Genomic DNA, 14,018 nt, shown 5'->3' on the forward strand with positions numbered 1-14,018 from the left:
CAGGCCCGGTACGGGCGCCGCGCCCGGAGCGCGCTCGCCGGCTGCTCGCCGGGGCCGGTCCGGCCGCGCTGGTCGCCGCCGTGCTGCTGCTCGCGGGCGGCCCGGAGCAGTCCGACCGGGCGACGGCCGGATTGGCGCCGGGCGCACCGACCGCGCCGGCGTCCGGTGGCCCGCCCTCCGGGGGAGCGGCGCAGGCGCCACCCTCGGCGACCGCCGCCCTGGCCCCGGCCGGGGGGATCCCGGCGGGGTCCGACATCCCCGAGGCGCTGCGCGGCCCGATCCAGGACGCCGCCCGGCGCTGCCCCGAGCCCGAGATCACCCCCGCCCTGCTGGCGGCCATGCTCAAGGCCGAGAGCGGCTTCGACCCGGAGGCCGCCCGCCCGGAGACCGGCGAGTACGGCGTCGCGATGTGGACGCCCACCGTCTTCAACGCCTGGGCGCAGGACGGCGACCACGACGGCACCAAGGACTACATGGACCCGGCCGACGCGATCGTCTCGATGGGCAACTACGTCTGCTGGCTCGACCAGCAGCTCAAGCGCCGCGGCTACACCCGGGACCTCCCGGCCCTGATCACCGCCGGCTACCGGACCAGCGACAAGACCGTCGCCGACGCGGGCGGCGTCCCCGATCGGGTGAAGCCGCACGTCGCGAGGGTGCTCGGCTACCTCGCGGAGTACGGGGGCTGAGCGGCCCGGAACGGTTCGGACACGGTATGACCCCGACCACATCCGTGCCGCCCCACCGGCGGGGTTGCCCGGCTACCGGGCCCCGGCAATGCGATGCTCGGCCGCATGATCACGAAGCTCCGCGCGGCCACCACGCGGTGGACCGTCGTCGTCCCGGTGGTGTCGTTCGTCGTCCTTGTCCTCACCTGGCACCGCGACCTGCCCGGCTGGGTGGTGGGCGTGATGGCCTGCTTCCTGGCCGGCGCGGTGCTCGCCGCGGTGCACCACGCCGAGGTGGTGGCGCACCGGGTGGGGGAGCCGTTCGGCTCGCTGGTGCTGGCGGTCGCGGTCACCGTCATCGAGGTGGCGCTGATCGTGACCCTGATGGCGGACGGCGGGGACAAGGCCGCGACGCTCGCCCGGGACACCGTGTTCGCCGCCGTGATGATCACCTGCAACGGCATCCTCGGCCTCTCCATCCTGGTGGCCGCGATCAAGTACCGGGTGGCGGTGTTCAACGCCGAGGGCACCGGCGCGGCGCTGGCCACCATCGGCACCCTCGCCACGCTCAGCCTGGTGCTGCCGACCTTCACCACCAGCTCGCCGGGACCGCAGTTCGCGCCCGCCCAGCTGGCCTTCGCGGCGGCCGCCTCGCTGGTGCTGTACGGGCTGTTCGTGGCCACCCTGACCTTCCGCCACCGGGACTACTTCCTGCCGGTCACCCCCGAGGGAAAGGTGCTCGACGAGGAGGACCACGCCGATCCGCCGACCATGCGCGCGACCCGGGTCAGCCTGGCCCTGCTGGCGGTGGCGCTGATCTCGGTGGTGGGCCTGGCCAAGGGCGTCTCGCCGACCATCGAGTCCGCCGTCTACTCGGCCGGGCTGCCGTCCTCCGTGGTGGGTGTGGTGATCGCCCTGCTGGTGCTGCTGCCGGAGACCATCGCGGCGCTGCGCTCGGCCCTGCGCAACCGGGTGCAGACCAGCCTCAACCTGGCGCTCGGCTCGGCGCTGGCGAGCATCGGCCTGACCATCCCGGCCGTCGCGATCGCCTCCGCCTGGCTCCCGGGGCCGCTGGAGCTGGGCCTCGGGCCGACGCACCTGGTGCTGCTCGTGCTGACCGTCGCGGTCGGCACGCTCACCGTCATCCCGCGCCGCGCGACGCCGCTGCAGGGTGCCGTCCACCTCTCGGTGCTGGCGGCGTACGTGGTGCTCGCGATCAATCCCTGAGCGGGCGGGGACCGGGCGGGAGCGGGCCGAAGCGGGCGGAACCGGCGGTCCGGCGACGAAGGGCGTCGCCGGGCCGCCGTCTGCACGTCCGCCGGGCCGCCGTCCGCCCACCCGCCGCCCGGGCCCGCCGGGGCGGCGTGCGAGGATGGCCCGGACCGCCCCCGACGGCGGACCTCCGCCGACCGGCCACCCCCTCACCCCAGGGTGGCCCGACTGGGCACACGGCGACGAGGTCCGCGCTCCGTACCCCGGCAGCCATTCCGGCGCGGCGTCTCCCTGCCTGCTCCCCTCACCTGCGAAGAAGACGCACCGCGATGCACCGCACCCGTTTCGCCGTACCCCCGTCCGGACCGAACCCCACCTCCCCGACCACCCGCTCCCGCACCCGCTCCCGGGTACCGCTGCGCGCCGCCGCGCTCGGCGCGGGCGGGCTGCTGCTCTCCGGCTGCGGCAGCGCCCCCGTCGCCCAGCCCGGCAGCCAGCAGGACCTCCGCGCCCGCCTCCCCAAGGCCGTCAGGGACGCCGGAGTGCTCAAGATCGGCTCGTACCTGACCTACCCGCCGGTCGACTTCAAGGACCCGGCCGGCGAGCCCGCCGGGCTGGACCCGGAGCTCGCCAGGGCGATCGGCTCCCACCTCGGCCTCCGGGTCGAATTCACCGACATGCCGTTCGACAAGCTCATCCCGGCCGTCCAGGCCAAGCAGCTCGACCTGGCGATGTCGGCCGTCATCGACACCAAGCAGCGCCAGCTCGGCGCCGCCGACGACGGGCACCAGGCCGACCCCGGCGTGGACTTCGTCGACTACTTCGCCACCGGCACCTCGATGGTGGTCAAGGCCGGCAACCAGCTGAACCTCACCACGCTGGACAGCCTCTGCGGCCGGACCGTCGCCGTCCAGCGCGGCACCGTCCAGGACGAACTGGCCGGCCGGCAGACCGCGGCCTGCCTGCGGATCGGCAAGCCCCTGCAGATCCACCGCTTCGACACCGACGAGCAGGCGCTCGCCGAGGTGGCCTCCGGCGCCGCGGTCGCCGATCTGAACGACTACCCGGTGGCCCAGTACAACACCACCCAGCCGGGCCGGGCCGGGGTGTTCCAGCTGGCCAACACGCATTTCCTGCAGTCCGGCCCCTACGGCATCACCGTCGCCAAGGACAACACCGCCCTGCGGGACGCCGTCGCCAAGGCGCTGGACCAGGTGATCCGCGGCGGCGAGTACGACAAGATCCTCGACAAGTGGAACGTCCGCTTCGGCGCGGTCTCCAGCGCGGTGGTCAACGGCGGCCTCTGACGCGGTGGCGCCGACCCCGGCCCCGATGGCCGCAACGACCGGCGATCGGGGCGGGGCCCGCGTGTCGGGGCGCGGCACGGTGGCCGCTGTCCCTATCGTCTGAGTCCGCTGAGTCCGCTGAGTCCGCAGCCGATCCGATGACCACGTGGGAGTGCGAGATGCCAGGCCCAGAGCAGCAGTTGTCCGCCGCCGGTGCCACCGGCCGCCCGGAGGACGGCGCCGACGTGATCGTGGTCGGCGCCGGCCCGGCGGGCTCCACCGCCGCCTACCACCTCGCGCGGACCGGGCTCGACGTGCTGCTGCTGGAGAAGTCCTCCTTCCCCCGGGAGAAGGTCTGCGGCGACGGCCTGACACCCCGTGCCACCAAGCAGCTGGTCGACCTCGGCATCGACGTCTCGGAGGAGGCCGGCTGGCTGCACAACCGGGGGCTGCGCCTGGTCTCCGGCCGGCGCACGCTGGAGCTGGACTGGCCGCAGCTGTCGGCCTTCCCCTCCTTCGGACTCGTGCGGCGGCGGGCGGACTTCGACGAGCTGCTCGCCCGCCGGGCCGCCTCGGCGGGAGCCCGGCTGGTCGAACACGCCAATGTGGCAGGCCCGTTGGTCGACGAGAGGACCGGCCGGATCACCGGTGTGACGGCCCGGCTGGGGGAGGACCGGCAGCCCGTCGACTACCGCGCGCCGCTGGTGGTCGCCGCCGACGGGAACTCCACCAGGCTCTCCCTCGCCATGAAGCGCTACCGCCGCACCGACCGCGCGATGGGCGTCGCCTACCGGACGTACTTCACCACCCCGCGGCACCAGGACCGCTACCTGGAGGCGTGGCTCGACCTGCGCGACCCGAAGGACCCGGCGCGACGCCTGCTGCCGGGCTACGCCTGGGTGTTCGGGATGGGCGACGGCACCGCCAACGTCGGCCTCGGCGTGCTGGACACCGCCGCGGTGGCCGGCGAACTCGACTGGCGCGACCTGCTGCGGCGCTGGTGCGCCGCGCTGCCGCCCGAGTACGGCTACACCCCCGAGGGCGTCACCGAGCCCGTCCGGGGCTCCGCCCTCCCGATGGGCCTCAACCGCCAACCCCACTACGCCGACGGCCTGTTGCTGGTCGGCGACGCGGGCGGGACGGTCAGCCCGGCGACCGGCGAGGGCATCGCCTACGCGATGGAGTCCGGCCGGTACGCCGCCGAGACGGTCGTCCAGGCGCTGGCCCGGCGCACCGACCGCGGCCGCGAACTCGCCCTGCGCGGCTACCCGCAGGCACTGCGCTCCGCCTACGACGGCTACTTCGCGCTCGGCCGGCTCGTCGCCGACGTGCTCGGCCGCCCCCGGCTGCTCGGCGCCGCCGGTGCGCTCGGCCTCGGCCACCCGGCCCTGCTGAAGGTGGCCTTCCGGCTGATGGTCAACCTCACCGAGCCGAACTCCCGCGACGCCCTCGACCGGGTGGTGCACGCCCTCGGCAAGCTGGCACCCAGCAGCCGCTGACCGCCCGCCGGTCGCCCCGGGGGCGTGACCCTCCAGTCTGCGCGCCCCCAGGGCCGGGCGGGCGCCGGTTGGCCGGATCCGGTGGGACGGGTGGTGTCGTGAGCCGTTCCGGTTGACGGGGGGTCAGGTGGTCCGTTTGTCTGGGTGGCGACACGGACACGGAGGGTGACCGACCATCCTCCGGTCCGCACCGACGCCGATCCGACGGAGACACCGTGCACCTTCGCCTTCGCCTGCTCCTCGCGCCGCTCACCGCGGTAGTGGCCCTGCTCGCCCCCGCCGTTCCGGCGTCCGCCGCCGACCCGGCCGAAGCCACCCCCTCCGACGCGTGCTCGGCGGCCGACCACCACGGCGACCCCCGCCTCGGCCCCGAGGACCTGCCGCGCACCGGCCCGGTCGGCCGCGAGCTGATCGGCTACCGGCGCACCGGCGGCCTCCCCGAGGACACGTTCCTCGCCACCTACTACGGCGCCACCGCGAACAACGGCGGCCCGGGCTGGATCTACCCGCCGGCCGACGGCTACCTCACCCTCCCCGACGGCACCCCGGTCGAGGTCGAGGTCACCCTGTACCCGAACCAGAACATCGACCGCTACGGCAGCGAGTACGGCGCCTTCCTCGCCCCCGAGGGCCTGCCCTACGCCAGCCGCTCGATCCCCCCGCAGAGCCTCGACAGCACCCCGGCGCCGAGCTGCAACTACCACGACTACAAGGTGCTCAAGCCGTTCAAGGTGCACGCCGGCCCGATCGCGCCGTGGTTCGGCCAGCCCGGTCTCGGCCTCCAGTACCAGCTCGACGCCGGGCTCGTGCCGGACGGGCCGGCCCGGCTGAACGTGCTCTGGCTCGTCGACCACGGGTACCTCGCCCGGATCTGACGCCCGCCGGACCCGCCCGCCGGACCCGCCCGCCGGACCCGCCCGGCGGGCCTCCGCCGCCGGGAGGCCCGGCCGGGCGCGAAATTCGTTGGCGCGCCCACCCGGTCCGGGATAGGAAGGCCCGATGAGTACCACTGAGACCACCCCCGACCGGCGCGGCTTCACCGCCGTGATCCTCGACCTGGGCGACATCCAGCTCCACCCCTGGGGCCGGCTGACCGACGTCCGGGGCGGGGTGGTGCCCGGGCTGCTGGCCGCCGCCGCCGATCCGGAGATCGCCCGGTGGAACCCGCTCCGCGTCACCGACCCGGCCGGGGCCGAGGCCTACCTGGACCGCTGCGACGCGGGCTGGGCCGACGGCGCCACGGCCGCCTTCGCGGTGGTCGGCGCCGCCGGCGGCACGCTGCTCGGCAACTGCGCGCTCCGCTGGGTCGACCGCGCCGACGGGCTCGCGATGATCGGCTACTGGCTCCTCCCGGCCGCCCGCGGGCGCGGCGTCGCGACCCGGGCCGTCCGGGCCGTCACCGGCTGGGGCATCGCCACGGCCGGCACCCGCCGGATCGAGATCGCCCACGCGGTCGGCAACGACACCTCCTGCCGGGTGGCCGAGCGCTGCGGCTACCCCGCCGAGGGCACCCTGCGCGCCTCCCACCACTACGGCGACGGTGGTTACCAGGACGAGCACCTGCACGCCCGCCTCGCCACCGATCCCGAGCCGCCGCTGCGCTGACCGGTCCTCCCGGTCCGGCCCCGGCGCAGCCGTGCCCGGGCGCGCGGCGGGGGTACGGGCCTAGTCTGGAAGGGCGCGTCCGTGCGCGGTGCGGAACGGGGACGGTGGGCCATGACGGTCATCTCGGCGGCACTCTTCGGTACCGACTGGCGCACCGCGTCACCCGGCTCCGAAGCGTTGCTGCACGAGTGCGCGGCGCGAGGCTGGACGGTCCTGGTGATGGGGCCCGGGCCGGCCGAGGTACCGGTCCTGGCCCTGGCGGCCCCGGGTGACGAGCCCGTCCGGGCGGCCCTCGGCCTGGTCGACGGCAGGCCCGAGCACGCGGTGGTGGTCGCCGCGAGCCTGCGCGAGGTGCTGATGGCGCGTCGCGCACGGGTCCCGTGCGTCGCCGTGGCGGGCGACGCCGGACCGCGGTCCGAGCTGCGGGCGGCCGGCGCGGTCGAGGTGCACCGCGACGCCGCCGCCCTGTTGCGCGTGTTGGACGACAGCCTGTTGGCCCGGCCCCGGGCCTTCGGCGACTGCCGCCCGACGGCTCCGGCCGCACCGGCCGGCCGGAGCGGTTGACGTACACCCCGACCGGGCATCCGCCCGGAGACGAGGACGGCGTCACCGGAAGCGTCGGAGGTGACCGAGATGGACGGACCCGCGTTGAGCGGACGGGAGCGGCGTCTCCTGGAGGAGATCGAGAGCGATCTGCGCCAGGACGCCCGCCTGAACCGGCGGTTGAGCACGATGGGGGTCAAACGGCCGGGGCGGGTCCGGGGCGGGCTGAGTCGCCTGTGGCACCGGCTGCCCGCCGGGGTGGTGATGACGGCGCTGGTGATGTCCGCGATCTGCCTGAGCATCGGCGTGCGCACCCCGACCGTGCCCGTACTGACCGCCGTGGTACTGGTCTGGACGGTCAGCGTGGCCGTCGCGGCCGTGGTGGCGCTGCTGCTGCGGCGGCGCCGCCGCGCGGCCGGGATCCCCCCGGAGGGCCTGCTGGGCGGCGACCGCCCCGACGGGCGGGAACGCCCGGACGGCCGGGACCGGCCCGAGGGCCGCGAGCGCCGGCCGTGGGACCGGCCGGAGGCGTGAGCACCATGACCACCGAACTGCGGGAGTACCGCCCGGGCTCCCACCATGCCGCCGACCAGACCCTGGTCGGCTACGAGGTCGAGGGCACCGACGGCCCGCTCGGGCGGGTCGAGCGGGACACCGGCGACCGGCTGCTGGTCGATGCCGGGGCGTGGGTGCCGGGCTTCCGGGTCCCGGTGCCGGTCGCCCTGGTGGCCCGGATCGACCATCTGGAGCTGGTGGTCCACCTGGACTGCCCCCGGGCGCACGTCCGTGCCCTCCCCCCGCCCGCCGTCGTCGAGGCGCGTGGGGGCGGCCGGCCGGGCCCGGGGTGATCCCGGCCCCGGGCGCGCGGATCAGTCGCCCCGCAGCCGCACGAAGGTGGCCGCCGGCGGCCGGCCGGTGACGGTCACCTCCGCCCGCAGCGGGCCGGTCAGCGGCCGCAGGCTGCCGTGGTCCGGGTCGCGCACCGGTGCGCCCAGCAGTCCGTCCACCGCCTCCGCCACCTGCCGCGCCTGCACCGCGGTGAGCCGGGGCGTGGAGAGCAGCACCGGGCCGTCGTCCAGCTCCAGGACCAGCGCCTGCGGCCGGGCGGCCGTTCCGACGACCGCCCGGACGGTCGCGTCGACGGTGTCGCTGCGCCGGTACTTGACCCAGAGCCGGCCGGCGCCGCGCGCCCGGTAGGCCGAGCCGGCGGCCTTGCAGAGCAGCCCTTCGACGCCGGTGTCGGCCAGCCGCTCCATCCAGTTCAGCGCCTCCGTCCGGTCGGTGGTGGCCAGCACCGGCTGGACCGGCGGCGGGACGCCGTCGAGCGCGGCCAGCAGCAGCCGGCGCCGGTCGGTGAGCGGCAGTCGGCGGACGTCGCGCCCGGGCAGCGCGAGCAGGTCGAAGGCGACCAGCCCGAGCGCCACCCCGTCCGACGCCCGGCCCTCCCGGGTGCGCAGCAGTTCCTCGAAGGCGAACCTGCCGTCCCGCCAGGCGACCAGCTCCGCGTCCAGCACCAGCCCGGCGGGCAGCCGGGCCACGGCGGCGGCGATCGGGGGGAACTCCGCGCCGAGGTCCCGCCCGGACCGGGACTGCAGGAACGCCGGGCGCTCCCCGCGGGCGAAGGCCACACAGCGGAAGCCGTCCAGCTTCAGCTCGTACTGCACGCCGGAGCCGCCGAGACCGTCGGATGGCGGGACGGCGGTCACGGCGGCCGGGCGCATCACCTCGACGGGCGGCTCCAGCACCACCGGGGAGCCGGTGCCGCTGTCGCTGTCGGTGCCGCTACCGGTGGCGGTGCGGGTGCGCGTGCGGGTGCGGGTGCTGCTGCGCGGCGGGTCGCTGCGGCCGGCCGGTGGCTCGTCCGGCGACGACGGCGCCGACGCCGGCGGGGGGAGCGGGCGGGCCCGCCCGCTGTCCAGGAGCGGCGCGAGCAGGTCCCCGAACTCCGCCAGCCGGTCCGGGAGTTCGGCGAGGTCGAAGGTCAGGTCCGCCGTCGAGCCGGCCGCCTCCAGCTCCGTCCAGGAGACCGGCGTGGACACCGTGGGCCGGGGCCGGGCCCGCAGGGTGTAGGGCGCGGCGGTGGTCTTCTTGGCGTTGTTCTGCGACCAGTCCACCAGGACCCGCCCGGCCCGGCGCGCCTTGGCCATGGTGTGCACCACCAGGTCCGGATGGGCCGTCTCCAGCGCGGCCGCGAGGGCCTTGGCGTAGGCGGAGACCTTGCTGCTGGGCGTCGGCTCCAGCGGCACCAGCAGGTGCAGCCCCTTGGAACCGGAGGTCTTCACCCAGCAGTCGAGGCCGTCCGCCGCCAGCCGCTCGCGCAGCAGCCCGGCCACCGTCCGGCAGGTCAGCACCGACGCGCCCTCGCCCGGGTCGAGGTCCAGCACCAGCCGGTCCGCCAGCCCGGGCGCGGCGGCGTGCCACTGCGGCACGTGCAGCTCCAGACAGCCCAGGTTGGCCGCCCAGAGCAGCGCCGCACCGTCGTCCAGCACCACCTGACGGAGGTCCCCGGAGCTGCTCGGCACCTCCACGGTGCGGACCCAGCGAGGTGTCCCGGCGGGCGGGTTCTTGGCGATGAACGCCTCGCCCTCGACCCCCTCCGGACAGCGCAGGAAGGAGACCGGACGGTCCCGCAGATGGGGCAGCAGCACGGTGTGCACGGCCGCGTAGTAGCGCAGCACGTCCCCCTTCAGCGTGCCGGTGCGCGGGTAGTACACCTTGTCCAGGTGCGAGAGGGCGATCGAGCGCCCGTCCACCACCATCTGCGGCATGGCCGCCTCCGAGCTGCGCCGGGACCGCGCGCCCGTTCGCCGGGCCCGCGCAGCCAGTCTGCCCGCCCGCCCGCTACGGCGCGAGCAGGCTACGGGCCGTCCGGAGCAGCTCCTCGTCGGCGGCCGGCTCACGCACCCCGGCGAGGCCGGAGCGGAACAGCGAGGCGCCCTCGACCAGCATCAGGAACACCTGGGCGCGGCCCTGGACGACGGCGTCCGGCAGGTCGGGCCGGCGGTCGGCGAGGAAGGCCGCGATCCGGGCCCGGTAGTCGGCGTAGAAGGCGCGGACGGCGTCCGCCACTGCCTCGTCCCGGGCGGCGAACGCCCAGACCTCGGCGAACAGCCGCACCAGCCGGGCGTCCTCCTGCTCGGCCAGCAGGGCGCTGATCAGTGCCTGTGCCGTCCGGTCGGCGGCCTCGGCCGCCCCGGCGCCCGCCGGGTCCGCCGTCGCCGGCGGATCCGTCGCCGGGTCCGCCGGGGCGAGCAGGGGCGCCAGCCGCTCGGCGGACCGGGTGAGCACCCGCCCCAGGACGGCCGCCACCAGCGCGGCATGCGTCGGGAAGTAGTACTGCAGATGCCCCAGTCGGACCCCGGCCGCCGCCGCGACCGCCCGCATCGACAGCTCGGTGCCGCCCGCGGTCACCAGCAGGTCCTCGGCCGCGTCCAGGAGTTCCGCGCGCCGCTGCTCGCCCTTGCCGCTCACGCCGCCACCGCCGCCCGCTCGCTCCGGACGTCGACCGTGACGCCCAAGGCCGCGAGGTCGGCCAGGACCCGACCCGGGCGGGGCGTCTGCTCCGGGAACGCCACCCCGGCCGGAGCCGGCGCGCCGTCCGTCCCGAGCACCCGTCGCAGGCCCAGCAGGGCGCCGACCGCCGTCAGGTGCGCCTGCCCGGAGCGGTCCTCGACCACCGCGCCCAGCCCGGCCCCGCCGTGCCCGACGTCGATCCGCAGCCGGGCCACGCCGCCCTCGCCGGGCGAGTACAGCAGGGCGCGCCGGGCCGGCTCCCAGCGGTCGCCCCGGCCCCAGCGGAAGAGTCCGGTGTGCTTGGCGGCCAGCAGCGCCGCGGTGCTGAGCGGGGAGCTGAAGCCGATCCGGGTGGTGGCGGTGGTCGTACCGAGCGTGAGCGGGAGGGTGAACTGCTCCGGTGTGTCGATCCCGGCGACCTTGGTGGCGTCGTCACCGATCCGTACGGTGCGCGGCCCGCTGAGCGGGGCCACCGACCGGCGGCGGCCGTCCCGGACCACCTCGTAGTCCAGGCCGAGCCGGTCCATGAACTCCACCGAGTCGGCGCCGGCCCGGTCCGCGAGGTCCCAGCGGATCGCGGTCTCGACCCGCTCGGCGCCGCCGAGCCGCTCCGCCAGGGCGGCCGCGACCAGGCTGGTGACCCCGCCCATCCAGGCGGAGGAGAGCAGCACGGGGCTGCTCGGGCGCAGCAGCGCCGCCACCGTGGCGGCCCGCTGCAGCCGGGCCGTCCAGCGGGTCACGTCCACGAACGGCACACCGGCCCGGACGGCGGCCCGCAGCACGCGGTCGTCCGGGTCGTTGACCACCCCCACCACGGCGCGGACGGCGGCGTCGAAGGGCGCCGGGTCGGCGAGGTCCCAGCGGCGGACGGTAACGGCCGGGGTGCCGGCCGGCTGCCCGAGCTCCTGGGCGAGCGCGGCCCCGCGCTGCTCGGAGCGGCCGGTGAGCAGCAGGGGCCAGTCGGGCGCCGCCAGCCGGGCCAGCTCGGCGCCGACGGTGCCGTAGCCGCCGACCAGCAGGACGGGACCCTCGGGATCGTGGGTCAGGTGGTCGTGGACGTCCGGGGAGAGGTTCATGGGGAAAGAATAGGTCAGTCGACCTAAAAGTTCTGTGAGTCCGTCAACGGAGCCCCGTCACCAGCGCGTACGCGTCCCCGACGTGGTCCTCGATCCGGGCCCAGTCGACCGGCGGTCCGTCGAGACGCACCCCGACCCAGCCGCGGTGGCCCACGTACGGAGGCCGGAAGTACCGCTCCGGCGCCTCGGCGACCAGGAACTCCTGGGCGCCCGCCGGAGCCGGGCACCAGAAGGCGAGGCGGTCGTCGTGGTGGTGGTCGGCGAGCATCACGAACACCCGGGCCCGCCGCCCGGCCCCGGCGAACCAGGTCGGCTCCCCGTGGCTGACCCGCTCGGACACCTCCGGCAGCGCCAGGCAGAGCGCCCGCAGCCGGTCGACGGGGCCCGCCACCCCCGTAGGGGGCCCCGCCGGCCCCGCGGCCGTCACCGCGGCCACCGCCTCAGCCGGCCGACGGGCGCGGCGAGCCCGGGTAGGTGCCGAAGTACCACTGGTTGCCCTCCGGGTCGGCGGCCGCGAAGTCCCGCGAGCCGTACTCGGTCTCGTGCAGCTCCTCGGTGATCCGGGCCCCGGCGGCCACGGCCCGCGCGTGCAGGGCGTCCGGCTCCGCCGTGACCACGTACGCGCTGAAGGCGCCCGGCTGCCCGGGGCAGGGCTCGCCGCCCTCGGCCTCGGGCCGGTCGGAGCCCAGCATCACGCCGCCGCCCTCCGGCCAGGCCAGCTCGGCGTGCGCGACGAACTCGCCCTCGCCGTACGCGACGACCTCCTCGAAGCCGAAGGCCTCCACCAGGAAGCGGATCAGGGCACGGGCGTCGCGGGCGCGCAGGCTGGGCCACACCTGCGGGGCGGGAGTCTTCTCGTTCATGGGGATCTGCCTCCTCGGGGCGGTCCGGGTTCCTCTCACGACCCCCACTCTGGCGCCGCCGCCCCTGGGCCGCCTTGGACGTTTCGGAACTTCGCCGCGTCCGGGCCCTCCTCGGCCAGCCAGAGGCTGGGCGCGCACCCGGCCAGCGCGCGGAACTCGCGGGCCAGGTGGGCCTGGTCGAAGTAGCCGCAGCGGGCCGCCAGCTCCGCCAGCCGGGGCGCCGGGCCCGCAGCGGCCAGCAGGTGCCGGGCGCGGTCGAACCGGATCACCCGGGCGGCGGCCTTCGGGGTCAGCCCGGTCTCGTGGCGGAACCGGCTCCGCAGGTGCCGGCTGCTCCATCCGGTCTCCCGCGTCAGCGCCGACACCGGGAGCGACCCCCCACTGCGCCGCAGCTCGGACCAGGCGCGGACGACCTCGGGCGGCACCCGCCCGGAGGGACGGGCGGCCCGCAGCAGCGCGCCGTCCAGGACGGCGAACCGCTCCGGCCAGCCGGCGGCCAGCTGGAGCTCCTCCTGGAGCCGCCCGCTCGCCCGCCCCAGCACGGCCTCCGCGGGCACGTCCACGCCAGCCAACTCCCCGGCCGGCAGGCCGAGCAGGGCCCGGGCGGCCAGCGGGTGGACGGCGATCTGGACGCCGGACTGCCGCCCGTCGTGGGTGATCAGGGCGGGCGAGGTGTGCAGCCCGCCGAGCAAGGTGGCGTAGTCGCCGCCGGGCTGGGCCGGATCCGGGTGCCCGGCGACGGTCAGCGGCTCGTCCAGGGTGAGGATGAAGGTCAGGTACGGGGACGGCAGGCCCCGGTGCACGGCGGGTGCCAGGCCGCGCTGGCGGTAGCCGGAGTACCAGGCCACGTACGGCCGCAGCGCGCCGGCGGGCCGGGCCCGTACGGACTCGTCGACCGGGTCGGGGAGGTCCTGCGTCACGCCCCCAGTATCGGTCCCGGTGCCGGTCCCCGTGCCGGTCCCGGCGGGCCGGGGGCGCCGCCGTGCTGGCTCGCGGGCGCCCGGGGTGTTGCTTATGGTGAGCGCACCGGAACACCCGGTGCTCGGGGGGAAGACCTGCGAAGGAGTCCCAGTGACCACTGCCCGAGAGATCATGCACACCGGTGCCCAGTGCATCCGCGCCGACCAGACGCTCGCCGAAGCCGCCATGATGATGCGGGACATGAACGTCGGTGCTCTCCCGATCTGCGGCGACGACCAGAAGCTGAAGGGCATCATCACCGACCGCGACATCGTGGTCCGATGTATCGCCGAGGGCAAGGAGCCGGCGGACATGACCGCCATGGAGCTGGCCGGGCACCTGCACTGCGTCCGCGCCGACGACTCCATGGAGGCGGTGCTGAAGAAGATGGAGCAGCACCAGATCCGGCGCATCCCGGTGATCGACGGCGACCGGCTGGTGGGCATGATCAGCGAGGCCGACCTGGCCATGGGCCACCGCGACGGCCACCGGCTGACGGACCAGCAGATCATCGAATTCATGGACAGCGTCTACATGATGCGGTGATCGCGCGGCGCCGGGCCCGGTGCGGGAGCGCCCCGGGCCGACTCGGCCGGTGCCCCTCCGCGTGAGCGGTTCGGCGCCGTCCGGGTGTGCCACGACGCCGCTGGACCGGACCGGGTGGTCGGGTGCAGCGGCGTTGTCGTGCCCGGGGTGGTCGGGTGTGGCGGGTGGTGCTGGGGGTGTTACTTGGTGAGGCCGGCCTTGACGGAGCAGACGGGCCAGGCGCCGGGGCCCTGGGCGGCGAGGACCT

16 protein-coding genes and 1 pseudogene are annotated in these 14,018 nt (G+C 76.0%); 10 read left to right on the top strand and 7 right to left on the bottom strand.

What is annotated here, in order from left to right; all coding sequences use genetic code 11:
- From ACFWA9_RS34015 to ACFWA9_RS34055, 9 genes are all read left to right on the top strand, one after another.
- Positions 1–689 (top strand): lytic murein transglycosylase (locus ACFWA9_RS34015; protein WP_380392523.1); only part of this gene is annotated, 689 nt, incomplete at its 5' end.
- A 105-nt stretch (positions 690–794) separates the two neighbouring features.
- Positions 795–1,895 (top strand): ionic transporter y4hA, encoded by a 1,101-nt coding sequence (locus tag ACFWA9_RS34020; RefSeq protein ID WP_352290876.1) that lies wholly within the window; start codon positions 795–797, stop codon positions 1,893–1,895.
- Positions 1,896–2,209: 314 nt separating this feature from the next.
- Complete coding sequence (locus tag ACFWA9_RS34025; RefSeq protein WP_359839707.1) at positions 2,210–3,187, top strand: ABC transporter substrate-binding protein; 978 nt, start codon at positions 2,210–2,212, stop codon at positions 3,185–3,187.
- A 158-nt stretch (positions 3,188–3,345) separates the two neighbouring features.
- The gene (locus tag ACFWA9_RS34030; protein ID WP_380392527.1) at positions 3,346–4,665 is read left to right on the top strand and encodes a geranylgeranyl reductase family protein; all 1,320 of its coding nucleotides are present in this window, start codon (positions 3,346–3,348) and stop codon (positions 4,663–4,665) included.
- Positions 4,666–4,880: 215 nt separating this feature from the next.
- Positions 4,881–5,540, top strand: coding sequence for a TNT domain-containing protein (locus ACFWA9_RS34035; protein WP_352290879.1), 660 nt, complete (start codon positions 4,881–4,883; stop codon positions 5,538–5,540).
- Positions 5,541–5,664: 124 nt separating this feature from the next.
- A complete protein-coding gene (locus ACFWA9_RS34040; RefSeq protein ID WP_380392530.1) occupies positions 5,665–6,270 on the top strand; it encodes a GNAT family N-acetyltransferase in 606 nt (201 codons plus the stop codon).
- A 111-nt stretch (positions 6,271–6,381) separates the two neighbouring features.
- Entirely contained in the window at positions 6,382–6,834 is a 453-nt protein-coding gene (locus tag ACFWA9_RS34045; RefSeq protein WP_359811087.1) for a hypothetical protein, read from the top strand.
- Between the two features lie 69 nt (positions 6,835–6,903).
- Complete coding sequence (locus ACFWA9_RS34050; protein ID WP_352290882.1) at positions 6,904–7,347, top strand: hypothetical protein; 444 nt, start codon at positions 6,904–6,906, stop codon at positions 7,345–7,347.
- A 5-nt stretch (positions 7,348–7,352) separates the two neighbouring features.
- Positions 7,353–7,661, top strand: coding sequence for a hypothetical protein (locus ACFWA9_RS34055; protein WP_352290883.1), 309 nt, complete (start codon positions 7,353–7,355; stop codon positions 7,659–7,661).
- Between the two features lie 21 nt (positions 7,662–7,682).
- On the opposite strand, the gene ACFWA9_RS34060 is transcribed toward ACFWA9_RS34055, so the two are convergent.
- The 7 genes and pseudogenes from ACFWA9_RS34060 to ACFWA9_RS34090 all read right to left on the bottom strand — a co-directional run bounded on the left by ACFWA9_RS34060 (position 7,683) and on the right by ACFWA9_RS34090 (position 13,185).
- The gene (locus ACFWA9_RS34060) at positions 7,683–8,534 is read right to left on the bottom strand and encodes a DNA ligase (RefSeq protein ID WP_380392543.1); all 852 of its coding nucleotides are present in this window, start codon (positions 8,532–8,534) and stop codon (positions 7,683–7,685) included.
- Between the two features lie 168 nt (positions 8,535–8,702).
- Positions 8,703–9,581, bottom strand: a pseudogene (gene ligD, locus ACFWA9_RS34065) (non-homologous end-joining DNA ligase); the annotation flags it as partial.
- Positions 9,582–9,654: 73 nt separating this feature from the next.
- Entirely contained in the window at positions 9,655–10,284 is a 630-nt protein-coding gene (locus ACFWA9_RS34070; RefSeq protein WP_380392534.1) for a TetR/AcrR family transcriptional regulator, read from the bottom strand.
- Complete coding sequence (locus ACFWA9_RS34075; protein ID WP_352290886.1) at positions 10,281–11,402, bottom strand: saccharopine dehydrogenase; 1,122 nt, start codon at positions 11,400–11,402, stop codon at positions 10,281–10,283. Before ACFWA9_RS34075 ends, ACFWA9_RS34070 begins: the two co-directional genes overlap by 4 nt.
- 43 nt (positions 11,403–11,445) lie before the next feature.
- A complete protein-coding gene (locus tag ACFWA9_RS34080) occupies positions 11,446–11,793 on the bottom strand; it encodes an MmcQ/YjbR family DNA-binding protein (RefSeq protein ID WP_359839700.1) in 348 nt (115 codons plus the stop codon).
- 49 nt (positions 11,794–11,842) lie between these two features.
- A complete protein-coding gene (locus ACFWA9_RS34085) occupies positions 11,843–12,265 on the bottom strand; it encodes a VOC family protein (protein WP_380392537.1) in 423 nt (140 codons plus the stop codon).
- Positions 12,266–12,300: 35 nt separating this feature from the next.
- Positions 12,301–13,185, bottom strand: coding sequence for a helix-turn-helix domain-containing protein (locus ACFWA9_RS34090; protein ID WP_380392540.1), 885 nt, complete (start codon positions 13,183–13,185; stop codon positions 12,301–12,303).
- A gap of 151 nt (positions 13,186–13,336) precedes the next feature.
- On the opposite strand from ACFWA9_RS34090, the gene ACFWA9_RS34095 reads away from it, so the two are divergent.
- Positions 13,337–13,771, top strand: a complete 435-nt coding sequence (locus tag ACFWA9_RS34095) for a CBS domain-containing protein (protein WP_329491208.1) — start codon at positions 13,337–13,339, stop codon at positions 13,769–13,771.
- Positions 13,772–14,018 lie beyond the last annotated feature (247 nt).

It is taken from the genome of Kitasatospora sp. NPDC059973 (assembly GCF_042737525.1).
In the GTDB taxonomy this organism is placed as follows: Bacteria; Actinomycetota; Actinomycetes; order Streptomycetales; family Streptomycetaceae; genus Kitasatospora.